This window comes from Actinomadura montaniterrae (assembly GCF_008923365.1).
GTDB lineage: Bacteria > Actinomycetota > Actinomycetes > Streptosporangiales > Streptosporangiaceae > Spirillospora > Spirillospora montaniterrae.
On record NZ_WBMR01000141.1, the window covers coordinates 1 to 25446 of the forward strand.

General features: G+C 73.7%; 21 protein-coding genes. 13 read left to right on the forward strand and 8 right to left on the reverse strand.

What is annotated here, in order from left to right; genetic code table 11:
* From F9B16_RS51445 to F9B16_RS34305, 4 genes are all read left to right on the forward strand, one after another.
* The coding region (locus tag F9B16_RS51445) for an endonuclease/exonuclease/phosphatase family protein (RefSeq protein ID WP_404800541.1) at nt 1–809 on the forward strand (809 nt) is incomplete at its 5' end.
* Between the two features lie 7 nt (nt 810–816).
* Nucleotides 817–1317, forward strand: coding sequence for a GNAT family N-acetyltransferase (locus F9B16_RS34295; RefSeq protein ID WP_151544376.1), 501 nt, complete (start codon nt 817–819; stop codon nt 1315–1317).
* Nucleotides 1318–1342: 25 nt separating this feature from the next.
* Nucleotides 1343–1948 (forward strand): dephospho-CoA kinase, encoded by a 606-nt coding sequence (gene coaE, locus F9B16_RS34300; RefSeq protein ID WP_151544377.1) that lies wholly within the window; start codon nt 1343–1345, stop codon nt 1946–1948.
* Between the two features lie 116 nt (nt 1949–2064).
* Nucleotides 2065–2277 (forward strand): hypothetical protein, encoded by a 213-nt coding sequence (locus tag F9B16_RS34305; protein ID WP_151544378.1) that lies wholly within the window; start codon nt 2065–2067, stop codon nt 2275–2277.
* Nucleotides 2278–2332: 55 nt separating this feature from the next.
* Here F9B16_RS34305 and F9B16_RS34310 read toward each other — a convergent pair whose 3' ends face one another.
* Nucleotides 2333–8215, reverse strand: coding sequence for a WD40 domain-containing protein (locus tag F9B16_RS34310; RefSeq protein WP_151544379.1), 5883 nt, complete (start codon nt 8213–8215; stop codon nt 2333–2335).
* A 215-nt stretch (nt 8216–8430) separates the two neighbouring features.
* Here F9B16_RS34310 and F9B16_RS34315 point away from each other — a divergent pair, with 215 nt between their 5' ends.
* The gene (locus F9B16_RS34315) at nt 8431–9654 is read left to right on the forward strand and encodes an ArsB/NhaD family transporter (protein ID WP_404800542.1); all 1224 of its coding nucleotides are present in this window, start codon (nt 8431–8433) and stop codon (nt 9652–9654) included.
* 9 nt (nt 9655–9663) lie between these two features.
* Here F9B16_RS34315 and F9B16_RS34320 read toward each other — a convergent pair whose 3' ends face one another.
* Genes F9B16_RS34320 through F9B16_RS34330 form a run of 3 tightly spaced genes read right to left on the reverse strand, consistent with a single transcriptional unit; the run spans nt 9664 to nt 12390 of the window.
* Nucleotides 9664–10539, reverse strand: a complete 876-nt coding sequence (locus tag F9B16_RS34320; RefSeq protein ID WP_151544381.1) for an inositol monophosphatase family protein — start codon at nt 10537–10539, stop codon at nt 9664–9666.
* Between the two features lie 29 nt (nt 10540–10568).
* Nucleotides 10569–11333, reverse strand: coding sequence for a hypothetical protein (locus tag F9B16_RS34325; protein WP_192809134.1), 765 nt, complete (start codon nt 11331–11333; stop codon nt 10569–10571).
* A 43-nt stretch (nt 11334–11376) separates the two neighbouring features.
* Nucleotides 11377–12390 carry a hypothetical protein gene (locus F9B16_RS34330; RefSeq protein ID WP_151544382.1) on the reverse strand — a complete coding sequence of 338 codons (1014 nt, stop codon included), beginning with the start codon at nt 12388–12390 and terminating at the stop codon, nt 11377–11379.
* Between the two features lie 217 nt (nt 12391–12607).
* Here F9B16_RS34330 and F9B16_RS34335 point away from each other — a divergent pair, with 217 nt between their 5' ends.
* From F9B16_RS34335 to F9B16_RS34360, 6 genes are all read left to right on the forward strand, one after another.
* Entirely contained in the window at nt 12608–13759 is a 1152-nt protein-coding gene (locus F9B16_RS34335; RefSeq protein ID WP_151544383.1) for a sensor histidine kinase, read from the forward strand.
* A gap of 105 nt (nt 13760–13864) precedes the next feature.
* Entirely contained in the window at nt 13865–15982 is a 2118-nt protein-coding gene (gene uvrB, locus F9B16_RS34340) for an excinuclease ABC subunit UvrB (protein WP_151544384.1), read from the forward strand.
* Between the two features lie 121 nt (nt 15983–16103).
* On the forward strand, nt 16104–16910 hold the full coding sequence (locus F9B16_RS34345; RefSeq protein WP_151544385.1) for an alpha/beta fold hydrolase: 807 nt from the start codon (nt 16104–16106) through the stop codon (nt 16908–16910).
* Nucleotides 16911–16968: 58 nt separating this feature from the next.
* A complete protein-coding gene (locus F9B16_RS34350; protein WP_151544386.1) occupies nt 16969–17481 on the forward strand; it encodes a GNAT family N-acetyltransferase in 513 nt (170 codons plus the stop codon).
* 126 nt (nt 17482–17607) lie between these two features.
* Nucleotides 17608–18651 (forward strand): SGNH/GDSL hydrolase family protein, encoded by a 1044-nt coding sequence (locus F9B16_RS34355; protein ID WP_151544387.1) that lies wholly within the window; start codon nt 17608–17610, stop codon nt 18649–18651.
* Between the two features lie 167 nt (nt 18652–18818).
* Complete coding sequence (locus F9B16_RS34360; RefSeq protein WP_151544388.1) at nt 18819–19598, forward strand: trypsin-like peptidase domain-containing protein; 780 nt, start codon at nt 18819–18821, stop codon at nt 19596–19598.
* Nucleotides 19599–19655: 57 nt separating this feature from the next.
* On the opposite strand, the gene F9B16_RS34365 is transcribed toward F9B16_RS34360, so the two are convergent.
* Nucleotides 19656–20237: a TetR/AcrR family transcriptional regulator gene (locus tag F9B16_RS34365; RefSeq protein ID WP_151544389.1), complete on the reverse strand. Its 582-nt coding sequence runs from the start codon at nt 20235–20237 to the stop codon at nt 19656–19658.
* A gap of 70 nt (nt 20238–20307) precedes the next feature.
* Here F9B16_RS34365 and F9B16_RS34370 point away from each other — a divergent pair, with 70 nt between their 5' ends.
* The gene (locus tag F9B16_RS34370; protein ID WP_151544390.1) at nt 20308–20883 is read left to right on the forward strand and encodes a dihydrofolate reductase family protein; all 576 of its coding nucleotides are present in this window, start codon (nt 20308–20310) and stop codon (nt 20881–20883) included.
* Between the two features lie 23 nt (nt 20884–20906).
* Nucleotides 20907–21875 carry a CapA family protein gene (locus tag F9B16_RS34375; RefSeq protein ID WP_151544391.1) on the forward strand — a complete coding sequence of 323 codons (969 nt, stop codon included), beginning with the start codon at nt 20907–20909 and terminating at the stop codon, nt 21873–21875.
* Here F9B16_RS34375 and F9B16_RS34380 read toward each other — a convergent pair.
* The 3 genes from F9B16_RS34380 to F9B16_RS34390 all read right to left on the reverse strand — a co-directional run bounded on the left by F9B16_RS34380 (nt 21872) and on the right by F9B16_RS34390 (nt 25230).
* Entirely contained in the window at nt 21872–22777 is a 906-nt protein-coding gene (locus F9B16_RS34380) for an SDR family oxidoreductase (protein WP_151544392.1), read from the reverse strand. The genes F9B16_RS34375 and F9B16_RS34380 overlap by 4 nt on opposite strands.
* 10 nt (nt 22778–22787) lie before the next feature.
* Entirely contained in the window at nt 22788–23375 is a 588-nt protein-coding gene (locus F9B16_RS34385; protein WP_151544393.1) for a TetR/AcrR family transcriptional regulator, read from the reverse strand.
* 598 nt (nt 23376–23973) lie between these two features.
* Nucleotides 23974–25230, reverse strand: coding sequence for an HNH endonuclease signature motif containing protein (locus F9B16_RS34390; protein ID WP_192809135.1), 1257 nt, complete (start codon nt 25228–25230; stop codon nt 23974–23976).
* Nucleotides 25231–25446 lie beyond the last annotated feature (216 nt).

Here is a 25446-nt window from a genome sequence, read left to right on the forward strand (position 1 = left end):
CCGCGCGCGCCCCGCTGCGCGCGCTGGCCGGCGGCGCGGCCGCGCTCGTCCTGCTGCTCGGCACCGTGGTCTTCACCGTGGCCGCGCCGGACGGGACGGCGAAGGCCGGTCCCGTCCCCGGCCAGGTCCGCCTGCTCAGCTACAACATCGAGGACGCCGTCAACCAGAAGGGCCGGCTGGACCCCGAGGGCGTCGCCCGCACCATCGAGGGGCAGCGCGCCCAGGTCGTCCTGCTGCAGGAGGCGAGCCGCGGGTCGCTGCTGTCCGGCACCGCCGACCTCGGCGTCTGGCTGTCGCGGCGGCTCGGCATGAAGCTGATCTGGGGACCCGCGGCTGACGGCCAGTTCGGCAACGCGATCCTCACCTCGCTGCCCGTCCGCAGCTCCGGCACCGGCCGGATGCAGAAGGGCGACTGGTCGCAGATCCGCGGGTACGTGTGGGCGCGGCTCGCCGTCGGCGGGAGCACCATGGACGTGTGGTCGACGCGGCTGCAGGGCGGCGACGGGCAGAGCGACGAGCGGTCCCGCGAGGTCGCGGCGCTGCTGCGCGCCTGGGGCGGCGCGCCCCGCACCGTCATCGGCGGCGACTTCGGCGCCGGCCCCGACAGCCCGGAGGTGTCCGGCATGACCGACGGCACGGACCTGCGGAACGCCGCGCTCGGCGGCGACGCGTCCCCGACCTCGGCGGACGGCGACCGCATCGACTACGTCTTCGGCTCCGACGGGGTGCTGTTCAGCGACTACGACGTCCCGCGCTCGGGGGCGTCCGGCCACTATCCGGTCGCGGTGACGCTCCGGATCGGGAAGTGAGGCGACCATGGACGACACGGCGGCGGGCGCCGCGGCGGTCGAGCCGGCGGTGCCCGCCGACGCGGGCGAGCTGCTGACGCTGCAGCGCGCCGCCTACGTCAGCGAGGCGCAGCTGTACGGCGACCCGTTCATCCCGCCGCTGGTCGAGTCGCTGGAGCAGCTGCGCAAGGTGCTGGAGGGCGACGCGGTGGTGCTGAAGGCGGTGCTCGGCGGCCGCATCGCCGGCGCCGTCCGCGCCCAGTTCAGCGACCACACCTGCCTGGTCGGGCGGCTCGTCGTCGCGCCCGACCTGCAGGGCCGCGGGATCGGCGGGCGGCTGATGCGGGCGCTGGAGGAGGCCGTCGCGGGCCGCGCCGACGCGTGCGTGCTGTTCACCGGGCACCTCAGCGAGGGCAACCTGCGCCTGTACCGGCGGGGCGGCGCCCCCCCGAACCACCCCCAGCCGGGGGCCGCGCGCCCGCCGGGGGTGCACATGCGCAAGGCCCTCGTCCCCGCCGAAACCCGCTGAGACCCGCGCCCGCTAGGGTGGGCGCGTGCTGAAAGTGGGACTCACCGGCGGAATCGGGTCGGGTAAGAGCGAGGTGTCCGCGCGGCTGGACGAGCGCGGCGCGGTGGTCATCGACGCCGACAAGATCGCCCGCGAGGTGGTCGAGCCGGGCACCCCGGGCCTCGCCGCGGTCGTCGCCGAGTTCGGCGCGGACGTGCTGCTGCCGTCCGGCGCCCTGGACCGCGAGAAGGTCGGCCGGATCGTGTTCGCCGACCCGGAGCGGCTCGCCGCCCTCAACGCGATCGTCCACCCGCTGGTGGGGGAGCGGATGCAGGAGCTGATGGACGCCGCCCCCGCCGACGCGATCGTCGTCTACGACGTCCCGCTGCTCGCCGAGAACGGCCTCGCCGGCATGTACGACGCCGTCGTGGTCGTGGACGCGCCCGAGGAGACGCAGCTGGACCGGCTGACGTCCCGCCGCGGCATGACCGAGGAGGACGCCCGCGCCCGGATGGCGAACCAGGCCACCCGCGAGCAGCGCCGCGCCGTCGCCACCCACGTCATCGACAACTCCGGCACCCTCGACGACCTGAAGTCCCAGGTGGACGCCCTCTGGGAAACCCTCACCCGCCAGGCCGCCGCCGCCCGCTGATCACCGATGATTAACTGTCGGTGATCGTTTGAGCGCGCATGGTCGCCGCGCGTGGGAGACTGGTGCTCCGCCGTCCGGCGGGCCCCCCAGCGCAGAGGAGAGGTACGATCACCATCATGGCGACGAAGCCCCTCGCGGAAGTCACCCTTGCCGACCTGGCCACCAAGGACGACCTGAAGGGCCTGGTCAGCAAGGACCATTTCGACCGGCAGCTCGGCTCGGCCGTGAATCTGGTCATGGGCGAGATCGGCAAGATCGCCGCTCGTCAGGAGGAGATGGCCGGGGTGCTGGCCGGTCTGGTCGCACGGTCTGAAGGAGTGACCCGCTAGCCTCGCGTAAGGCGTGGCACCGCCCCCTGGGAATCCCAGGGGGCTTTTGTAGTGGTCAGAAGGCCGCATCCATGGGGAGTTGGCGGACTTCGCGGAGGTAGGTGTCGAGTTCGCCGGGTTCGAAGCGGCACATGCCGACGGCGTACCAGAACTCGGCGGTGGCGTTGCCCTCCCACTTGTAGCGGCCGTCGGGGGCGAGCGCGGCCCAGCCCTCGGCGAGGCCGAGGAGGGTCGCGCGGCGCGCGGGCGCGGTGCGGTCGGACACGTCCCAGAGGATGACGGCGCCGTCGTCGCCGGCGGTGGCGAGCTGCGTCCCGTCAGGGCTGAACGCCGCCGACCAGACGCGGCGGGTGTGGCCGGTGAGGGTGTGCAGCGGCCGGCCGGTCGCGGGGTCCCAGAGGCGGACGACGAGGTCGTCGCCGGCGCTGGCGAGCAGGGTCCCGGACGGGTGGAACGCGGTCGTCCAGAGGCGCCCGGCGTGGCCGCGCAGCTCGTGCACGGCGTCGCCGGACGCCGTGTCCCACAGCCGGACGGTGCCGTCGTTGCTGGCGCTGGCGAGGACGTCGCCGGACGGCGCGAACGCCACCTGGTAGACGCGGTCGGCGTGGCCGCGCAGCGCCCGGACGAGCTCGCCGGTGTGCGGGTCCCAGAGCCGGACGACGCCGTCGTCGCAGCCGGTCGCGACGGCGCCGCCGCCGGGGTGGAACGCGATCGAGCGGACCCGGCCGCGGTGGTCGGCGAGGTTGACGATCTCCCGGCCGCTCGTCCAGTACCAGAGCCGGACGCTGTCGTCGTCGTTGGCGGTGGCGAGGACGTCGCCGTCGGGCGCGAACGCCTGCGCCCACACGTGGTCGGTCTCGACGTTCAGCTCGCGTTCGAACGTGCCGGTGCCGGCCTGCCACAGGTGGACGCCGCCGTCGTTGGTGGCGGTGGCGAGCTGGGAGTCGCGGTCGTTGAAGGCGGCGGAGGTGAGGTTGTCGGCGGCGCCGCGCAACTCCCGGATCATCCGGCCGGTGCGCGGGTCCCACAGCCGGACGAGGCCGTCGTTGCCGCTGGAGGCGAGCAGGCCGCCGTCGGGGCTGAACGCGACGCCGGTGACGCGGCGGCCGTGGCCGCGCAGCACGGTGCGGCACTGGCCGGTCTCGGCGTCCCACATCCGGGCGGTGCCGTCGTTGCTGCTGGTGGCGAGCTGCCGGCCGTCGGGGCGGAACGCGAACGGCCAGACGGCGCCGCGGTGCCCGGCGAGCTCGAGGCGCTGCCGGCCCGTCTCGGGGTCCCACAGCCGGACGGACCCGGCGCTGTCGGCGGTGGCGAGGCGGCCGCCGTCGGGGCTGAACGCGGCCTGGTAGATGCCGCCGCCGTGGCCGGACAGGGTGGCGCGGTGCCGGCCGTCCTCCCAGAGCCGGACGGACCCGTCGGTGTCGCCGGTGACGAGGAGGCCGCCGCCGGGGTGGAACGCGATCGCGTAGACGCGGCCGGTGTGGCCGAGGAGCTCCTGCCGGATCTCGCCGGTGCGGATGTCCCAGAGCCGGACGACGCCGGCCTCGTCGCCGGCCGCCAGCACCGAGCCGCCGGGGTGGAACACGGCGCGGAACACCGCGCCGCGGTGGCCGGTCAGCTCGCGGCGCAGCGCGCCGGTGGCGAGGTCCCAGACGCGCAGGGTGCCGCCCGCGTCGCCGGTGACCATGAGGGAGCCGGCGGGGTCGAACACGGCGGTGTAGACGGGCGCGGTGTGCCCGGCCAGGTCGTGGAGGTGCGCGCCGGTGGCGGCGTCCCAGATCCGGATCGTGCCGTCGGCGGCGCCGGCCGCCACGAGGCCGCCGCCGGCGGGCGCGTGCCCGCCGACGACGACGGGCCACACGCCTTCGGGGTGGACGGTGAGGGTGTGCGCGCACCGTCCGGTCGCGAGGTCCCACAGGCGGACGGTGCCGTCCGCGGAGCCGCTGGCGAGGAGGTTCCCGTCGCGGTCGAACGCCACCGCGTAGGCGCGGTCGCGGTGGCCCTGCAGGGTGCGCAGCGGGGTGCCGGTGACGGCGTCGCAGACGAGCACGCCGCCGTCCTCGCTGCCGACGGCGAGGACGGACCCGCCGGGGCTGTAGGCGAGCGGCTGCGGCAGCCGGCTGGTCTGGAAGTGGAAGCCGTAGGGGACGCCGACGGCGGCGGGCGCGACCTGGATGTCGATGGGGCGGCCGGGGGCGATGGCGGCCTCGCGCAGCTCCGGCGCGGTCGCGATCCGGTCCGGCAGGTCGGCGTCGACGAGCGCGGCGCGCGTCCAGCGGCTGCCCTCGACGGCGGCGTCGCGCAGGTCGGCGCGGGCGAGCCGGGCCCGGGACAGGTCGGCGCCGCGCAGGTCCGCGCCGGTCAGCTTCGCCTCGTCGAGGCGGGCGCCGGCGAGCGAGGCGTCCCGCAGCACCGCGCGCGACAGGTTCGCGCCGACGAGCTGCGCGTCGGTGAGGTCGGCGCCGGTCAGGTCGACCTCGTGCAGGTCGCGGTAGGACAGGTCCTCGCCCTGGAGGCGGGCGCCGCGCAGGTCGGTGCGGGCGGGGGTGCGCAGCCGGGTGGTGACGCGGATGGCGTTGGCGCGGGCGATGTCGTCGGCGGCGGGGTCGGCGAGGACGCCGGCGGCCCAGTCCTGGCAGGCGCGGGTGTCGGCGAGGTCGCACAGGAAGTCGACGGTGAGCTGGGACAGTGCCCGGCGGCTCAGCGCGGCGGGGGCGGCGCCGCGGGCGAACCCGTCGGCGATGTGCCGGGCGACGAGCCACTCCATCACCGACCCGTGGATGAAGCCGAACAGGCCCTCGTCGGTGCGGACGAGCAGGCTGCCGGCGCCGACCGCGTGCGTCACCTGGTGCGGCGACAGGCGCCCGTCGGCGAGGCCGGTGAGGGTGTCGGCGACGTCGGCGAGCTCGGCGAGGCGCAGGAACTGCTCGTTGCCCTCCCACAGCCGCAGCGCGAGGGTGCCGACCGCCTCCCACATGTCGTCGACGGCGAGGCCGGACGGCCCGCCGCTGCCGCGGACCCGCTCGGCCTCGTACGCCAGCCACGACGACAGGATCTCGTGGTACAGGTCGGCGGGGCTGACCGTGGTGCGGGCCTGCGCGACGGCGCGGAGCCGGTCCTCGGGGAGGTCGGCGATGAAGCTCAGCATGCGCGGGTTGGACGTCAGCGCGAGCAGCTCCTCGATGCCCGACAGCAGGCCGAGGCGGGCGTCGGCGGTCTCCTCGTCGCCGTACCGGTTCACCAGGTACGAGCGGACCTGCCGGGGGGTGAACTCCTCCAGCCCGAGGACGCGCCGGTGCGGCAGCACCCCGACCTTCTCGCCGAGGGCGGTCAGCACCTGCGCCTGCGACTTGAAGTGCTGCGTGCGGCTCGCCACGACGATCTTCGCCTTGTCCTGCGCGGCCTGCAGCAGGGTGTCGAGGTGGTCGGCGGCCTGGTCGTAGGTCACCCGGGTGACCAGCTCGTCGAACCCGTCGAACAGCAGCACGATGCGGCCCTGCCGCAGCATGTAGTGGAACGCCTTGAGGTCGATCAGCTCCTCGCCGTGGTTCGCCAGGTGCGCGGCGACGAGCCCGTCCACCGAGTGCGCCTTGTCGAGCGCGCGCAGCTCGATGAGGATCGGGACGACGTGCGGCAGCTCCTCGGGGATGCGGCGGGCCAGCTCGCGCAGCGCGAACGTCTTACCCCGCCCGAAGTCGCCCAGCAGCAGCAGGAACCGGCCGTGGTCGGCGGCCAGCAGCCGCAGCATCTCGCCGACGACGTCCTCCTCGACGCCGACGCCCTCCGCCGGCGCCTCGTCCGCCCCGTCCTGCCCGGACGGCGCGTCCGGGCGGAACCGGTCCAGCTCCCGGTACCGCTGCGGGACGTACAGCGACGGCGGGTACAGCCCGCCCGCCGACAGCCGCGCCGTCTGCGCCGACACGTACTCCGACAGGTCGAGCAGCCCCTGGAACTCGGTGAGGCTGCGGACCCGGATGCCGCGGCGCAGCGCGTCCTCGCGCAGCGACCGCGGCGGCGCCGCGCCGAGGTAGACCAGCTCGGACCCGTGGTCGGCGCCGTCGGCGTGGACGTGCCGGGCGAACGCGTCCACGTCCTCCTCGGTCACCTGCCCGACGTGCGCGCCGATCCGGTACTGCCGGACGAACCCGTCCTCCAGGTGGGTGAGCAGCAGGTGCGGCGGGTCGGCGCGGCCGTCCTCGCGGGGCGGCGGGACGACGCGCCGGATCGTCGCGCGCTCGAACCGGGTCTCGCACGCCTCGGTGAGCCGGTCCAGCAGCCGGGCCGTGGGGTCGGGCGCGGGGTCGGCGGGACCGGCCGGGCTCTCGCCGGGGCCGAGCTCGGGGACGGGACCGGCCGGGCCCACCGGCGCCGCCTCCTTGGGCGGGAACGTTCCCGCCGTCTTCGACCAGGCGACGTCGAGGCGCTCGGGGCCGCGCCTGGCGGCGTCCTCGGGGATCCACCGCTCCAGGCCGTCGGGCCGCAGCACGACGGTCTGGTGCCGCCCGGGCCCGAGCGCAGGCACGGACGGGACGCCGGAGCCGAGCAGCGGCACGGCGCCGAAGTCGGACTCGGTCCCCTGGAAGAACAGGTTCACGTGGCCGCCCAGCAGCGTCTCGACCGTCTCGGGGTCGCGCAGCGCGCCGGGTTCGCCGGCGATGGGCGTGTGCTCGACCGCGCCGAGCCGCAGCCACCCCTCGTCCTCGAAGTGGCGGAGCCGCTCGTTGAACCAGGCCGCCTGCGCCTGCCCGACCCGCCCGTACCGGTCCTCCTCGCGGTGCGACTGCGGCAGCGTCGAGTTGAGCCCGGCCACCACGACCTTCAGGTCGGGAACGGGGAACAGCGTCCACGGCTGCGCGCTGTCGAAGACCAGCGAGTCGAGGCCCTGGTAGAACTCCTTGAACAGGTTCGCGAAGTGCCGCCACTTCGGCCAGTAGGGCGGCTGCGGCTCGATGTCGTCGGCCTCGCAGCTGGAGAAGTACGCCTGGCACGCCGCCCGCGTCACGTCGTGCGTGCCCGGCACCACCACGACCCGCTGCGCCTCGAGGCCGAGCAGGGCGCGCAGGCTCGTCAGGAACGACAGCGCCTCGGCGAACTCCTTGCGGCTGCCGGAATGGGTGAGGTTGCCGGTCACGACCAGCAGGTCCGGGCGCGGCACGCCGGCGTCGGCGAGCCGGGTCACGTCGCTCCAGATGCGGTCCTGCAGCTCCGCCGCCGTCGTCGGCTCGCCCGGCTCGGCGAGCGTCCGGCCGAACCGCGGCCCGGACACGTGCAGCACGCTCAGCCGCTCGCGGCGCTCCTCCCCGCCGTTCGCGGACGGGAACGCCGGCGCCGCCACGGGCGCGCGGCGCGCGGGCCGCTCGCCCACGGGCTCCGGCCGTCCCGGCTCGCCGCTCTCCACCCGCCCGGAGCCTTCGAGGCGGCCCACGATCGCCGCAGGGCCGCCGCCGGCGCCCGGACCGCCTCCCGGGAAACCGGGACCGTCCGAGGGGCGCGCGTGGCCGACCAGCGCCTCCTGGATGCGCCGCATCAGCAGCCCGCGCGCCTCGTCGGGGTCCTCGATCCCGACCAGGTCCACGTAGGTGATCGTCGACAGCAGCCCGTCGATCGGGCAGTCCTCGATCCGGACCGTGACGAGCTTGCGGGCCGGGTCGTCCGGGTCGGCCCGCAGGGCGGCCATCCACTCCAGCCGCCCGTACCGCGACCGCAGGTAGTTGCGCGACAGCACCGCCACCACGGCCTTCGCCTCCGACAGCCCCCGGTCCATGAAGTCGATGAAGTTTGTGCCGGGCACGAAGTCCCACGCCTGCATCATCGTCCGGTGCCCGGCCGCCTCCAGCTGCCAGGCGATCCAGGACGCCCACCGCTCGTCGGCGGGGGAGTAGCTGATGAAGAAGTCGGTGGGACGCTCCTGCCGCGAACGGCCGCCGGGGGGAGTCATGCCGCCAGTATCGCGCCTGGGACGGCGATCTCCACCGCACCGGCCCGGTGAGCCGCGTGCGCCCGCGCGCGTGACGGCGCGGTGATCCGTCGAGTCACGCGCGGTGATCTGTCGAGTCACGCGCGGTGATCCGTCGGGTGACGGCGCGGTGATCCGTCGGGCGTCGGCGCGGTGGGCCGCCGGGGCACCGGCCCGGTTATGGGATCATGGCGCGCGTGTCGCCCCAGATCGAGATCGCCCGCCGCGCGGCCCGCTCGCTGGGCGTTCTCGACTGGATCCGGATCGGCGTCCTCGCGCTCGGCCTCGTCTTCGTCGCGACCGGGGCGCTGCCCGCCGACACCGCGCGGTCCAGCGTCGGACGCATCGCGCCGCTGCTGCTGTTCCTGTTCGCCATCATCGTGCTCGCGGAGCTGACCAAGGAGGCCGGCGTCTTCGACGCCATCGCGCAGCGGGTGGCGCGCGCCGGGCGCGGCCGTTACGCCGCCCTGTTCCTGCTGTGCGTGGCGTTCGCGTCGGTCAACACCATCTTCCTCAACCTCGACACGACGGCGGTACTGCTCACTCCCGTGATGCTGGCGCTCGCGGCGCGCGCGCGGATCGCGGCCTTGCCGCTCGCCATGACGACCGTGTGGCTCGCCAACACCGCGAGCCTGCTGCTTCCGGTCTCCAACCTGACGAACCTCCTCGCCGCCGACCGGGTCGCCCTGGAGACCCCCGAGTTCGCCGTGCGGATGTGGCTGCCGCAGACGGCGGTCCTGGCCGTCACCATGGTGCTGCTGTGGGTGTTCTACTGGCGGCGGAGCATGCGCGGCGAGGACGCCTACGACCCGCCCGAACCCGTCCCCGTGCGCGACCGCGTGCTGTTCTCCACGACCGGCATCGCGTGCCTGCTGTTCATCGGCGCGATCCTTGCGGGCGTCCACACCGGGATCCAGCTCGGCATAGCGACCACCGTGGCCGCCGCCGTGGCCGTCGCCGCGTTCGCCGTCCGGGACCGCTCCGCGCTGCGGCCCGCGCTGATCCCCTGGCAGCTGATGGTGTTCGTCACCGGGCTGTTCCTCGTCGTCCCCACGCTGGAGCGCTACGGCCTCGACGACGCGATGCGCGCGCTCGTCGGCACCGACGACGGCGCCTCGGGTGCGTTCCGCGCCGCCTTCTCGGGGGCGGGCCTGTCGAACGTGCTGAACAACCTGCCCGCCTACGTCGCGGGCGAGTCCGCCGTCCCCGCGGCCAACAAGGACCAGCTGCTCTCGCTGCTCGCCGGCACGAACGTGGGGCCCGTCATCACCCCGTGGGGGTCGCTCGCGACGCTCCTGTGGTTCGAGTGGTGCCGCCGGTGGGACGTCCGGGTCCCGATGCGCAAGTTCGTCCTGACCGGGGCGGCCCTGGCCGTCCTCGGCTGCGCCGCCGCCGTCGGGGCGCTGCTGCTGACCCGCTGACCGGGCCGGTCAGGACGCCGGGGCGCTCCCCGCGGCGGTCTCCGCGGCGGTTTCGAGCAGGCGGTCGAGCAGCTCCGGGCGCGCCGCGACGAAGCTCAGCTCCGCTGGCGGCCGGTCGATGCCCAGCTCGTACGGCGCCCCGTCCAGGCGGCGCAGCTCCGCGCCCGCCTCCGCCGCCAGCAGCGCCCCCGCCGGAAGATCCACGATCTCCGGCAGGTACCCGACGAACCCGTCGATGTCGCCGCGCGCCAGCATCGCCCACCCCACCAGCGGCGCCCACAGCTGCAGCATCCGCGCGCACCCGGCCTCCACCCGCGAGCGCAGCCGGAACGCCGCGGCGTCGCCCGGCCTCACCTGGTGCCCCTGCGTCCACGCCAGCACCGGGTTCCGCTCCCGGCCGGGACGGGGACGCTCCGGCAGCGTGAGCGGCGCCCCGCCCGGGCCCTGCGCGCCGCCGCCGTTCAGCGCCGACCAGGTGCGTCCCGTCACCGGGTCATGGACGACGCCCAGCACCGGCTCCCCGCGCGCGCACAACGCCAGGCCGACCGCGTACACCGGCATCCCGATGGCGACGTTGTTGGTGCCGTCCAGAGGATCGACGAGCCACACCATCTCCTCGCCCGGCGCGCCGTCCAGGACCCCGGACTCCTCCGCGATGATGCGGTGCCCCGGGTACGACGCGCGCAGCCGCTCCAGGATCAGCGACTCGGCCGCCATGTCCAGCTCCGTCACCACGTCCCCGGCCGTGCCCTTGGGCCGGACGTCCACCGGGCCGTCCACCCGGGACCGCAGCAGCGCCCCCGCCGCCTCCGCGGCCTCGACCGCGACCCGGCGGGCCTCCGAGAGATCGACCGGGAGGGCCGGTGACGGGATTCCGGTTCTCATCGGTGCCTCTCCAGTCGTCTGGGGCCCGCCTACCGGCGGGCCGAGCGGTGCCGGCGCCCGTGCGGGCCGGAGGACGGCGGGTCGTCTTCGGGCAGGGACGCGACCCCGGCCGGGCCGGGATGCGCGGTCGCGATCCGGTGCGCCGAGCGCCGCAGCGCCCGCACCGTGTCGCCGGGGGCGGACCGGGAGCGCCGCACCCGGTGGGTCGGGACGTCCAGCGGCCCGAGCGACAGGTCGCCGCCGCCGGGCGTCTGCCGCCCCAGCGCCACCGTCGCCGCGTCCAGGCCGTCCTCGATGAGCGTGCTGTGGAACACCCCCGCGGGCAGCGTGTACGACTCCCCGGTGCGGTGCGTCGTCGAAGGGCCGGGACGGTAGCGGACGGCTCGGCCCGTCGCCCGCAGCTCGTCCACGTCGCCGCTGCTCACCACCTCGAACACCTGCCCGGCGCTCTCCGCCGCGGCGGCGCCGGGTGCCGCGCCCGGCTCTTCGAGGACGTCCATGCGGACGTTCCGCACCGTCCCGTACAGGACGAAGCTGAGCAGATCCCAGCTGTGGCAGTGGACCGGCGACGTCGTCGACGGGGCGGGCCGCACCTCCGGCGTCCAGATGTGCAGGCACACGCCGAGATCGCCGCTGCGCTCCACCGGCAGGCACAGGAAGCCCAGAGGGTGGCGCACCGCCGCGACCGGCGAGCGGCCCGCGACGACGTCCGCCAGGACCCGCCCGGCCCACGCCGGCAGCGTCCGCGCGGCCCGTCCGGCGCGGATGTCCCCCTGGATCTCCTCGTACCTCATCCGGTCCTGCCACGTCCTCCCGGCGGCCGGCGGCGCGGCCCGGTCATTCGTACGGGTCCTTCGCGCGCAGCGCCTTGCGGATGATCTCGATGACGTCCCGGTCGGTGTAGGAGGGCGCCAGCTGGATCCCGATCACCTCGAAGAGCTTGCGGACCTCCTCGACGGTCGGCTCGTCGTCCAGCGGCGCCAGCCGCGCCTGCTCCACCGGGACCCGGCGCGCCTGGTCCAGGCTCATCTGCAGCTCGGCGCTCACCCAGCTGTAGTAGAACTTGTCGTTGTCGACCACCAGCGCCTCGCCGCGCGGGTCGTCGCGGGTCACCACCAGCCGCGTCGACGCCAGGTCGTAGCGCAGCGTCGTCATCGTCTGCGCCAGGCCGATGTCGATGTCGAGCATCCCGAAGCGCTGCTTGTGCCAGCACGCCGCCAGGAGCGTCGCGTACGCCTCCTTGCGGGTGCGCTCCAGCGTCCACTTCTCGCCCGTCGCGTCCGGCGCGTCCGACACCGAGCGCCGGTGCCGCGCGTACGCCTCGCAGACCTCCACGTTGGTGGGGTCGAGGATCTCCAGCCGGAACAGCAGGGTGCGGCGGTCCCGGCGGGCGGCCGCCACGCACTCGGGCAGCGTCTTGGCGCGGATGTAGGTCCCGGTGCCGCCCTTGAAGAACCACCGGTCGGTGTCGCGGCGCGCCTCCTCCAGCACGTGCGCGACCTGCCCGCCGCCGATCACCCGGACGACCGCCGTCTCGTCCAGCGCCCGCTTGGTGCCCGCCAGCACGCCCTCGAACTGCTCGATGTGCGCCAGCCGGCCGCTCAGCTCGTCCAGCGTGGCGGAGGACGCGCGCAGCGTGTCCCGGACCTCGGCCTCCACCGGGATGCGGCGGCCCCGGTCGCGCAGCACCGAGGTGGCCAGCAGCCCGATCACCGCGAGGACGGCGCTGTTGGTGATCTCGTCCTCGTGCGGCAGGTTCACCCCGAGCCCGAGCACCGCGACGGTGATCGCCAGCACCAGCGCGATGAAGGCGTCGGCGTTCTTCCCGAGCCACGTGGCGAAGCGCGTCATCGTCTGCGGCCATCCCCGTCCTAGTCGGCGCCGTCATCGTAACCACAGCACCGGGACGCCGGGAAAGCCCTGCGGGCGGGGCGTCGCGGGCACCGCCGGGCCACACCCCCGTCACCGGAACCGCCATCGGCGCCCCCCACCTGGGCGGGGACAGGACGGGCGGTCCCGGCCGATCGGGCCCGGTTCGGGTCCCCTGGCCTGCCTATAGGCTCGTCGCATGCACCTCCGGGGCTGGTGGTCGGCGGCGTGGCCGACGCGGCGTTCACGCGCGCTGGACGTCACCCTGGCCGTGTCCTTCGCGGTTCTGGACGGCCTTTTCCTGTGGTTCTCGCCGCAGCACTTCTGGCTGCCGCACACCGTCACGTCGGCGTGCAGCGTGATCATCGGCCTCAGCATCGTCGTGCGCCGCCGGCACCCCGTCGCGCTGGCGGTCTTCGCGACGGCGTTCAGCGCGGTCACCGGGGGCGGCGCGTTCGTCGTCCTGGTCATCCTGTACTCGCTGGCCGCCTACGCGACGTCCCGCCGGGTCGTCTTAGCGGTCGCGGCCTTGAACTATGCCGTCGGCCTCGCCTTCCCTGCGCCGACGTCGAGCAACGACAGCTTCCTCGTCCAGGCGATCTTCGGGACCACCTTTACCGCGGTGCCCGTCCTTCTGGGCCTCTATATGGGGGCGCGCAAGCAGCTCCTGGCGTCCCTCCAGGAGCGCACCGCACGCCTGGAACGCGAGCAGCACCTCCTCGCAGAGCGCGCGCGGGGCGAGGAACGTACCCGCATCGCCCGCGAGATGCACGACGTGGTCGCCAACCGGATCAGCGTCATGGTCGTCCACGCCGGAGCCCTCAAGGCCGTCGCCGCCCGCGACCCCGGACGGGCCGCCGAGACCGCCGCCGTCATCGGCGACATGGGCCGGCAGGCCCTGGAAGAGCTGCGGCACGTCATCGGCGTCCTGAGGCAGGGCGAGGAGGCGCTCCCGCAGGAGGCCGTCACCCTCCAGCACGTGCGCGAGCTGATCGGCCAGTCCGGCGCGGCGGGGCTGCGGGTCGTCCTGTCCGTCCGCGGCGTGGAACGTCCCATGCCCACCGCCGTGGGACGGACGCTCTACCGGCTCGTCCAGGAGGCCCTCACCAACGTCCACAAGCACGCCGGCGCCGCCGACACCCGCGTCGACCTCGGGCTGCTCCCCGAGGCGATCGAGGTGGAGATCGCCAACGACCCGCCCACCGCGCCGCCCGCGCACGACCTGCCGAGCGGCGGGCACGGCCTGGTCGGCCTGCGCGAGCGGGTCACCGCGCTCGGCGGCAGCTTCGAGGCCGGCCCGCGCGGCGGCGGCTACGCCGTCAGCGCCCGCCTGCCACTGCCCGCCTCCTGACCGTTTCACCGGCCTGACCTGCGGAAATATCGGACGGTCCGCGATTGTCGTACCTGCTGCATAGAGTGGGCGGGAAGCGAAGGAAGACCAGGGGGAGAGGCGATCATGCGGCCGATCACGGACCTGCGGCGCCGCGTGGCGCCGTTCGAGGTCGTCACCGAGATGACGCCGTCGGGCGACCAGCCGCAGGCGATCGCCGGGCTGGCCGAGCGCGTCGCGCGCGGCGACAAGGACTCGGTGCTGCTCGGCGCCACCGGCACCGGCAAGACCGCCACGATCGCGTGGCTGGTCGAGAAGCTCCAGCGGCCCGTCCTGGTCATGCAGCCGAACAAGACGCTGGCCGCGCAGTTCGCCAACGAGCTGCGCGAGATGATGCCCGGCAACGCCGTCGAGTACTTCGTGTCGTACTACGACTACTACCAGCCCGAGGCGTACATCCCGCAGACCGACACCTACATCGAGAAGGACTCCTCGATCAACGACGAGGTCGACCGGCTGCGGCACTCGGCGACCAACTCGCTGCTCACCCGCCGCGACACCGTCGTCGTCGCGTCGGTGTCCTGCATCTACGGCCTCGGCACCCCGCAGGAGTACGTCGACCGGATGGTCCGGCTGCACGTCGGCCAGGAGATCGACCGCGACGACCTGCTCCGCCAGCTCGTCGGCATGCAGTACACCCGCAACGACCTCGCGTTCACCCGCGGCACCTTCCGGGTCCGCGGCGACACGATCGAGATCATCCCGCAGTACGAGGAGCTCGCCGTCCGGATCGAGATGTTCGGCGACGAGATCGAGAAGCTCGCCACCCTGCACCCGCTCACCGGCGAGGTCATCACCGAGGACGAGGAGCTGTACGTCTTCCCCGCCTCCCACTACGTCGCCGGGCCCGAGCGCATGGAGCGCGCCATCCGCGACATCGAGGCCGAGTTGGAGGTGACGCTCGCCGAGATGGAGCGGCAGGGCAAGATGCTCGAGGCGCAGCGGCTGCGCATGCGGACCACCTACGACATCGAGATGATGCGCCAGGTCGGCACCTGCTCCGGCATCGAGAACTACTCCCGGCACATCGACGGCCGCGGCCCCGGCACCGCGCCGAACACCCTCCTCGACTACTTCCCCGAGGACTTCCTCCTCGTCATCGACGAGTCGCACCAGACCGTCCCGCAGATCGGCGCGATGTACGAGGGCGACGCGTCCCGCAAGCGGATGCTGGTCGAGCACGGCTTCCGGCTCCCGTCCGCGATGGACAACCGGCCGCTGAAGTGGGAGGAGTTCCTCGACCGCATCGGCCAGACCGTCTACCTGTCGGCGACGCCCGGCCCCTACGAGATGAACCGGGTCAAGGGCGACGTCGTCGAGCAGGTCATCCGGCCCACCGGCCTGATCGACCCGGAGATCGTCGTGAAGCCCACCAAGGGCCAGATCGACGACCTCGTCCACGAGATCCGGCTGCGCACCGAGCGCGACGAGCGGGTCCTCGTCACCACCCTCACCAAGAAGATGGCCGAGGACCTCACCGACTACCTCCTCGAACTCGGCGTCCAGGTCCGCTACCTGCACAGCGAGGTCGACACGCTGCGCCGCATCGAGCTGCTGCGCGAGCTGCGCGCCGGCGAGTTCGACGTGCTGGTCGGCATCAACCTGCTGCGCGAGGGCCTCGACCTGCCCGAGGTGTCCCTCGTCTCGATCCTGGACGCCGACAAGGAGGGCTTCCTCCGCTCGGAGACGTCCCTCATCCAGACGATCGGCCGCGCCGCCCGGAACGTCTCCGGGCAGGTGCACATGTACGCCGACACCGTCACCCCGTCGATGGAGCGCGCGATCGACGAGACGAACCGGCGCCGCGCCAAGCAGCAGGCCTACAACGAGGAGCACGGCATCGAGCCGACGGCGCTGCGCAAGCGGATCGCCGACATCCTCGACTCCCTCGCCCGCGAGGACGCCGACACCGAGACCCTCATCGGCGGCGCCGGCCGCCAGCAGAGCCGCGGCAAGGCGCCCGTCCCCGGCCTCGCGTCCCGCACCAAGGAGGTGGGCCGGCACGCCGCCGACCTGGTCGGCGACCGCCCCCGCGAGGAGCTGGAGGGCCTCATCGAGCAGATGACCGAGCAGATGCACCAGGCGGCCGCCGACCTGCAGTTCGAGCTCGCCGCCCGGCTCCGCGACGAGATCAAGGAGCTCAAGCGCGAGCTCCGCGAGATGAAGGAGGCCGGCGTCAAGTAGCGCGCGGGCGCCCGGGAGCGCCGCCCGGCCGGATCCGGCCGCGCGCCGTCCCCGGCCCTCACCTGCGGCGGCGCCGGAAAACGGGTACCGCTCGACGGGCCGGATCCCGCAGGATCGGGGCATGCGGACAACAGTGCGCGAGGGACGCCGCATCGCCTGGGAGACCGTCGGGAGCGGGCCGCCGCTGGTGCTGCTGCACGGCTCCTTCGGCGACCGCGGCACCTGGCGGTCCGGCGGCCATGCCGACGCGCTGGCGGGGGAGCGCCGGCTCGTCCTCATCGACGCGATCGGCCACGGCGGCAGCGACGCGCCGCTCGACGCGTCCGCCTACCGCGTCGAGCGGCAGGTCGACGACATCGTCGCCGTGCTGGACGCCGAGGGCATCGGCCGGACGGCCTTCTGGGGCGCCTCGATGGGCGGCACCATCGGTTTCCACCTGCTGGCCCGCCACCCGGAACGGCTCACCTGCCTGATCGCCGGCGGCGCCCACCCCGGCGAGGCCGGCGCCGAACCCGCGGAGGTCGAGCGGGTCGCCGCGCTCTGCCGGGAGAAGGGCGCCGAGCCGTTCGTCGAGGCGGCGGAGAGGCAGAGCACCGTGCCCGGCTGGATGCGCGACGCGATGCTGGCGATCGACCCGGACGTGCTGGCCGCGCAGACCGTCGGCCTCTCCCAGCGGGACGGCGTCGCCGCCGCGGTGGCCGCGGCGGGCGTGCCGGTGCTGCTGCTCGCCGGGGACCGCGACGACCGGCTGCCGGAGATCCGCCGCACCGCCGAGGCCGTCCCGGGCGCGTCGCTGGCGGAGCTTCCCGGCTGCGGTCACCTGGACGCGTTCCTGCGCCTCGACCTCACCCTGCCGGTGGTCCGGCCGTTCCTGCGGCGGTACGCCTCGGGGGCGCCCCTTTCCGGTGGCGACCGTTTCCGGGGGTGACCCGTTTCCGGCGGAAAAGGAGAGGCCGCCCGCCCGTGCGGCGTTCTAGGCTCGCGGGATGCAGTACGACGTCCGTCCCGCGCGTCCCGGCGACCTGGCCGGGCTGCCGGCGATCGAGGACTCCGGCGACCGCCTGTTCGGGGCGATCGGGATCGTGTTCCCGCCCGGTCCGACCATCGCCGAGGAGATGATCGCGAAGGGCGGCGGGTTCCTCGTCGCCGGGGACCCGCCGGTCGGGTTCGCGGCCGTCGAGGAGGTGGACGGCGCGACGCACCTGGAGCAGATCTCCGTGCACGCCGACCTCGTCGGCCGGGGGATCGGCGCCCGGCTGCTGCGCGCGGTGCTGGACGGCGCCGCCCGGCGGGGCTCCCCGGGAGTGAGCCTCCTGACGTTCCGGGACGTCCCGTGGAACGGCCCCTGGTACGCCCGGCACGGCTTCGCCGAGCTCCCCGAGGACCGCTGGGGGCCGGGGATCCGGGCCTACTGGGACGCGGAGATCGCGGCCGGCCTGCACGAACTCGGGCCGCGCCTCGTCATGTGGGCGCCGCTGCCGCCGCCCGGGACCGGATGAGGCGCGGCCGCACGTAAAGTTGTTCTCCGGGAACGCGCGACGCCCCGCCCGCGTCCCAGTTCAAGATCTACAACGTAAAGGCGGACGGCGGGTGGCTCCCGGCGTCCCGGTCGTGCGAGGAGGACGATGACCCCCGGGTCCTGGCCGCGTCGGCTGCGGGAGCGTCTCGGCGAGCGGGGGCTCGCCGTCCTCGTCCTGGTGGGGCTGCTGGCCCTGGCGGTGGTCCCGCTGGTGGCGATGCCGGCCGCGCGGTGCAAGACGTTCGGGAGCGGCTGCCCCCGGCCGAAGCCGCCGGTGCGCGCCGACCCCGTCGTCGCGAAGGCCCAGCAGGTCACGGCGCTCCAGGCGGCGACGCGCGGCTCGTACGTCGCGCTCGGCGACTCCTACTCGGCGGGGGTCGGCGCGGAGACGACGGTCGCCGACCGCAACCCGCTCAACCGGTGCCGGCGGACGTCCAAGGCGTACTACCACGAGGTCTCGACGGCGTTCCGGTTCGCCAAGGGGTCCTCGTTCTGGGCGTGCTCGGGCGCCACCACGAACGACGTGCTCAAGGGGCGGTACGGCGAGCCGCCGCAGCTCGGCCGCGTCAACGCCGACACCAGCCTGGTGACGATCAGCATCGGCGGCAACGACATCGGATTCTCCAAGGTGCTGGGCGGCTGCGTGATGCACCTGCCGTGGAGCCACAGCTGCACGGACCAGGGCGCGGACATCGCGGGCCGGATGGCGAAGCTGCGCCGGGACCTGCCCGCCCTGCTGGAGAAGATCACCGACCGGGCGCCGTCCGCGCGGGTGATCGTGATGGGGTACCCGAAGGCGTTCTCCGAGGTCACCGGGGTCGGCGGGGACAACATCACGGTGGCGGACCAGCGCTGGCTGAACGCCCGCGCCTACGAGCTCGGGCAGCTCGTCCGGCAGTCGGCCGTCGAGGCGGACGCGCGGATCGTGGCGCGGCACGGCCGGGGGAGCGTGGAGTTCGTCGACGCCTACAGCGCGTTCGCCGGCCATGAGGCGGGCAGCGCGGACCCGTACATGAACGGCCTGGCGCTGAACCTGTCGGCGCTGGAGGCCGAGCCGCGCAGCTTCCATCCGACGGCCGCCGGGCAGCACGCGCTGGCGCAGCTGTTCCTCGCGCAGATCCAGAAGGGCCCGGGCCGCCCGCTGTCCTGAAACGGCCACGATGCGACGTACGTCCCGGTCTGACGTGCGGTGACGTCCCCGCGGCATGTTCGCGGTAGGGGCCGTGCCACGCGCCGGAGCGCCGGTCCGGCTTCCAGAAAGATATTAATGTCTGTTTAGCTTGGTCCGGTCGCTCCGACTCCTGGAAGTGAGCCCCGATGCCCAAGCTCCTGCGCAGGACCCTCGCCGCCGCCCTGGCCGCCGCGGGCCTGGCCGTGCCCGCGCTGCCCGCGCACGCCGCCTCCCCGGTGCCGCTCGGCGGCGGCTCCGGAATCGTCCAGCAGGTCAAGCAGGTCAAGCAGGTCTCCGGCGGCGGCTACAGCTTCGAGCTGTGCACGCTGACCGCGATCGGCCACGACGCCGCCGGGAACCTGGTCGGCCTGACCAACGCGCACTGCTTCATCGATGCCGGCGGCGACAAGCTCGTGGGCGACACGGTCTACGCCAACACCACCCCGGCCGGGACCCCCGGCTCGCCCGCCCCGGCCACCTTCGACTTCGACGCGACGATGGCGATCGGCCCGATCGGCAAGGTCACCTACGTCAGCGAGCCCAACAACTACGCCTCCGGCGGCCCCCGCGGCCTGGACTACGCGGTCATCCGGCTCGACCCGGCCAAGGTCGCCCCGGCCGCGACCGTCGGCGCGCCGAACGGATCGACGACGATCGACTCGGTCGGCCAGGTCCCCGCGGCGGGCACCCGGATGTGCAAGCAGGGCCACACCACCGGCCTCACCTGCGGTGCCACCCTCGGCGCCGACGACCCGTGGTACTGGACGCTGATCTGGACGTGGGCGGGCGACTCCGGCGCGCCCGTCGTCAACGGGACGGCCCTGACCGGTTCGGCGTGGGGCGCCCAGCACTTCACGCCCATCGGGAGCATCCTCGCCGACATGAACGCGCACGGCGGTGTCGGCGCGGGCTTCCACGTCGGCTGACAGTCCCGGTCTGCCGTCGCCTCCCCGCGGTCGCGGGGAGGCGACGCCGTTTCCGGATCACGCCCCGTTGCGGGGGAGGGCGCGCTCGACGGCGAGGGCCACGAGGTCCTTCAGGTCGTGCTCGGCGAGGACGTCCGGCAGCGTCAGGTGCTCCACGACCAGCCAGTTCAGCGCGAGGTAGAGCAGCCGTACCGTGTCGGCGTCGCCGGGCAGGCCGGCCTCCAGGTGGTAGGCGATGTTGGCGTCCAGGTCCTGGCGCACCTGCTCGGTGAGGACGGCGCGCAGCTCGGGCCGGCGCGTCGCCTCCAGCCGCAGTTCGAGCAGGGCCAGGTAGCCGGTGCGGAACTCGGCGATCCGGCCGACCGTGTCCTGGAGCAGCGCGGTGACCTTGGCGGCGTCGCGCGGGCCCGCCAGGCCGCCCGCCATGGTCGCGGCGTCCGGCTGCAGCCGCTCGTAGATCCGCCCGCCCGCCTGGGTGAACAGGTCGTCGCGGTTGGCGAAGTAGTTCGACGCGGTCCCCGTGGGGACGCGGGCCTCGGCGTCCACGGCCCGGAACGTCAGCCCGCGCGCCCCCTCCCTGGCCAGGACCTCGATGGCGGCGTCCACCAGCGCCGCGCGCCGCTCCTCGTTCCTCCGCATTGACACCACTCCATGTGTAGTACTAAGTTCAAACCACTCCAAGCAGAGTACTACGAACGGAGTCACTTATATGCGCAAGCTCGTCTACTACGTCGGCGTCAGCATCGACGGCTACATCGCCGGCCCCGGCGGGGAGATCGACTTCTACCCCCTCGGCGACGACACGACGGACTGGATCAAGGAGCGCCTTCCCGAGACGGTCCCGACGCACGTCCGCCCCCACCTGGGCGTGGACGCGGACGCCCCCGCCAAGCGGTTCGACACCCTCGTCATGGGGCTCGGGACGTACCGGCCGGCCCTCGACATCGGCGTCACCAGCCCGTACGCGCACATGCGCCAGTACGTCGTCTCCACCACCCTGCCCGCGATCGACGACCCCGCCGTGGACCTGGTCCGCGAACCCCTCGGCCTCGTCCGCGCCCTCAAGGCCGAGGACGGCGGCAAGGACATCTGGCTCTGCGGCGGCGGCCGGCTCGCCGCCGCGCTGCTCCCGGAGATCGACGAGATGATCGTCAAGAGCTACCCCGTCGTCGCCGGCGACGGCGTCCCCGCCTTCTCCGGCCGGTTCGACCCGACCCTGTTCACCCCGGAACGCCGCGAATCCGCCGGCACCACCCAGATCACATGGTTCTCCCGCAAGGGGTAGGACCATCGTGGGGGGAGGTGCCGATGACCGTCACAGTGGCCCTCGCAGGAGACACGATGCTCGGACGCGGCGTGGCGGAGGAGATCGCCGTGTCCGGCCCGCACGGCCTGTTCGCCCGGGACGTGCGGGCGGTCTTCCACGAAGCCGATCTCGCCCTGCTGAACCTCGAATGCTGCGTGTCCGCGCGCGGACGCCCATGGGACGCGCCGGGCAAGCCGTTCCACTTCCGCGCGCCCCCGGAAGCCGTCGACGCGCTCCTCGACCTCGGTGTCGACTGCGTGAACCTCGCCAACAACCATGCGCTCGACTTCGGCCCGGACGCGCTGGAGGACACCCTCGCGCACCTCGAAGCCGCGGGCGTGCGCAGCGTCGGGGCGGGCCCCGGCGTCCGCGAGGCGCGCGAACCGGTGATCCTGGAGGCCGGCGGCCTCCGCATCGCCGTCGCCGGCTTCACCGACCACCCCGCCGACTTCGCCGCCGGCCCCGACCGGCCGGGCGTCGCGCTCGCCGACCTGGAGCACGGCGTCCCCGCCTGGCTCCGCGACGAGATCCGCGATCTCGCCCGGGCGAACGACGCCGTCGTGGTCATGCCGCACTGGGGCCCCAACATGACCAGCGAGCCGCTCCGCTACGTCCGCCGGGCCGCGAAGGACCTGGTGGATGCCGGCGCTTCGCTCATCGCGGGAAGCTCCGCGCACGTCTTCCACGGCGTCGCCTGGCCGGTCCTGTTCGACATGGGCGACTTCATCGACGACTACGTGGTGTCCGACCTGCTGCGCAACGACCTGGGCCTGCTGTTCCTCGTCACCCTCGGGCCGGACGGGCCGTCCCGCGCCGAGGCCGTCCCGCTGCGCCTGGACTTCGCCCGCACCCGCCTCGCCGGGCCCGCCGACCGCGACTGGATCTTCGAGCGGTTCGCGACCGCCTGCGCCGAGTTCGGCACCGCCGTCACCGTCGAGAACGACCGGCTCGTCGTCGCGGCGCCGTCCTAGAGCGGGTCGCCGAGCGGCCCGTGCTCGTCCACCAGCGCCTCGGCCCAGTGCGCGGCCCAGTCCGGCCGGGTGCCGTCGGCGTCGGTGAACCCGTACTCCTCGTACAGCCCCCAGGTCGCCAGGGCCCGGCCCGACTTGTCCATGACGTCCGGGTCGGCGGCCAGCGCCGCGACGGCCCGCCCCAGATAGGCGGGGCTCTCGGAGTACGTGAAGTGCGGATCCCGCGCCGTCGCGTCCCGCCAGTTCTCCTCCGTGACGCCGAAATGGTCCAGGACGGCCTCGGACCGCAGGAAACCGGGCGTGATCGCCACCGCCGCCACCCCGTGCGGCCGCAGCTCCTCGGCCTGCGCGAACGCCAGCCGGATCACCGCCGACTTCGCCAGGTCGTAGAAGAACGAGCCCCGGTAGCGCGCCGTGTTCCCGTCCGTCACCTGCACCACCAGCCCCCGGCCGCGCGCCACCATCAGCGGAAGCGCGAACCGGGCGGTGATCACGTGGGTCTCCACGGCCTGCCGCAGCAGCCGCAGGCCCGTGCCGAGGTCCTGCTCCCACAGCGGCCGCTCCCAGTCGGTCAGCGGGTCGCCGCCCCACACCGAGTCGACCAGCACGTCGAGGCGCCCGTCGCGCTCCGCCGCGATCCGCTCGACCAGCGCGCGGACCTGCTCCGGATCGCTGTGGTCGGTGCGGACGGGCACGCCCGTCCCGCCCGCCTCCGTGACCAGCGCGGCGGTCTCCTCGATGGTCTCCCGCCGCCCGAGACCGGACCCGCCGGACGCGCTGCTGCGCCCGGAGACGTACACCGTCGCGCCGGCGGCCCCGAGCTGCACGGCGATGCCCCGGCCGCCGCCGCGCGTGCCCCCGGCGACCAGCGCGACCTTGCCGGCCAGTGGACGATCCTCCATGATCCCTCCTTCACGCCAGATGCGGTGCCAGAGCGGCGTCCAGCTCGCGTTCGAGGCGCTCGGCCAGCGTCCCCCGCCGGTCGAGGGCCCAGCAGAGCCCGGCCCCCGAGGTGACGGCCTGGATCGACCCGGCGAGCGCCACGGCGTCCGTCCCGGCCCGCAGCGCCCCCTCGGCCACCGCCTCGCCGAGCAGCGCCGCAATGACCCGCCCGTTCGCCTCGTGGACGGCGAGCGCGCGCGCGTGGAACTCCGGATCCGTCAGGTCCATGCAGAGGAACGCCAGATGGTTGGCGTACCGCTCCGGCGTGGACATCGCCGACCACGACCGCCGCACGAACGCCCGCAACGCCGCCAGCGCCGAGGCCTGCCCGTCGCGCGCCTGCTCGTGCAGTGTTTCGGCGTCCCGCACCGCCCCCTCGGCCAGTGCCAGCAGCAGCCCGCGCTTGGATCCGAACCGCTGGACGAGTGTGCCCGGCACCAGCCCCACCTCGTCGGCCACCGCCGCGAGCGTCAGCCTCGCCGGACCGACCCGTCCGATCACCTCGACCGCCGCCCGCAGGATCACCGCGTTGTCCACCCCTCGCGGCCGCCCTGCCATCGCACCTCCATTAATAAATGACTGTACATTTATTAAACCATACCGCCTTGCCTCTGCGCTAGATGGCCCGTGTCAGATGGCCCCTGTGTCAGATGGCCCCTGTGTCAGATGGCCCCTGTGTCAGATGGCCTCGTCGCGTGGGTGCTTCGTGGGGTGGGGCTTCCTGGGGGGCGATGGGGGGAGGGGTGTATCGGCAAGAGGGGTGTTCGGGTGGTGGGATGGCGCTTGCGTACGGGGCCGCCCCTCCAAAGTCAAGGGCGCCTTCGGCGTCGCTACGCGATGGACTTCGTCCACCCTTGACTTTGGAGCCTCTGCGGCCCCTGGGCAGGTGATGGGGGCAGGCTCCGCCTGCCCCGCCCCCGGGTCGCGCCACCCCACCACCCCCCTCCGTCAGGTACGAAGACAACCAACAAGCCAACGGCCGCGCCGCGTTCCGGCCGATCATTCGGCGGCTGCGGCCGCGGAGGGGCTGCGGGGGCTGTGGGGGGCTGTGGGGGCGGCTGCGGCGGTACGGCGCAGGCGTGGGTGTAAGCATGCCGAGGCCGCTCGTGACCCGAGGGGATCCGAGCGGACTCGTTGGTCATGCTGGTGGGGGTGGTTATGCGGCCCACTCGAGGGCGCCTTCCGGTGGCCCGTTGCCGCCGGGTGGTCCGGTTGCCCCTCGGGCGTCTGGTGGTGGTAGCAGCCGGTAGACGTAGCGCCCGTCTCGATCTTTGGTGATCTGGATCTGGTCGGGGCGGCTGTGTTTGAACCGGTTGTGCCATCCGCAGGTGAGAGCGAGCTGGTCGATGTCGGTGGGTGAGTGTCCGAGTGCCCAGCCGTTGACGTGGTCGACTTCGCATAGCGTGCCCGGGGTCTCGCACTCTCGTACCGCGCACGTGGAGTAGAGGGTTTCGAGGACTTGGCGTTGGGCTGCGCTGGCGAATCGTTCCCGGTGGCCCAGGTAGAGCGGGGTGTTTCCGCGTCCCAGGAGGAGGGGTGAGACTCCGGCCGCGAGGGCGATGCGGCGAGCGTGCGGGGCGGGGATCGGGGTGCCGTCGGTCAGGCGAGCGGGGGCGTTGCCGCCGGTCAGTGTCTCCAGGTCGCAGATGACGGTGACCTTAGTGGCCTTGTGCCCGCCCGACAGCACACTGGACAGGGCTGCTGCCGTCCGCTCGGAGAAGTCGCGGCGGTCTTCCGGCCCGGTCGGCTTGGCCAGCGGAGCCAGGGTGCCGTCCCAGATGGCCGCGTCCTCGGGGTTCAGCCAGCCTTTGACGTACCGGCCGCCGTCCAGCGAACGGGTCGTGGTGAGCCAGGACTTGGCGTAGCCGCGCTTGGTGTCCTCATCCGGGGCGGCTTCGGTGTCGTCGCGTTCGGCGATGAGGTCGCGGATGCGGCGGCCGAACGCTGCCACCTTCCCGGCCGAGAAGCCCTGGTCGACGAAGCCGAGCAGGGTTGTCTCGGCTTCGGCGCAGTCGGTGTCGTCGAGGCGGGCGACCGAGTCGGCGACGGTGGTGGCGTAGCCGTAGGACAGGTCGCCGGAGGCGAGTTGGGCGCAGACCTGGGGCAGGCGGTGGCGCTGCCGGGCGAGGGTGAGGCGTTCCTTGGCGCGGTTGTCGCGCATGCCGAGGCTGGATCGCAGCCATGCCTGGGTGGAGGGATAGCCCCAGCGGGCTTGTTCTCCTGCGGCGTCGACTCGGCCGATGAATCCGGCCAGCGCGCTTTCCTGCATATCGGCTGCGGCCGCGAGGGTTTCGGTGAGTTCCAGGCAGGCGGCCGCCGACTCGGGGACGTTTCTGGTGGCGAGTTCAGTGGCGATGGCGGAGAGCGCGTTCACCAATTCCATGGTGGACGCGGCCTCGAGCTCGACCGTCACTGATTGCATAAGTAAATAGTACCCTGTGTGACTGACATTTGAGGCCGTTCGAGGCACATTCTTCCCGGTATTTTTTGGGCGGGAAAGGCTGCCCGCCTTGCGTCTTCTTGGCGCTCTTGGCGTCGCACAACGCAAGGGAGTCTCGGCCCTGACGGAGGGGGGTGGTGGGGTGGCGCGACCCGGGGGCGGGGGGGGGGGGGGCCGCCCCCCCCCCAC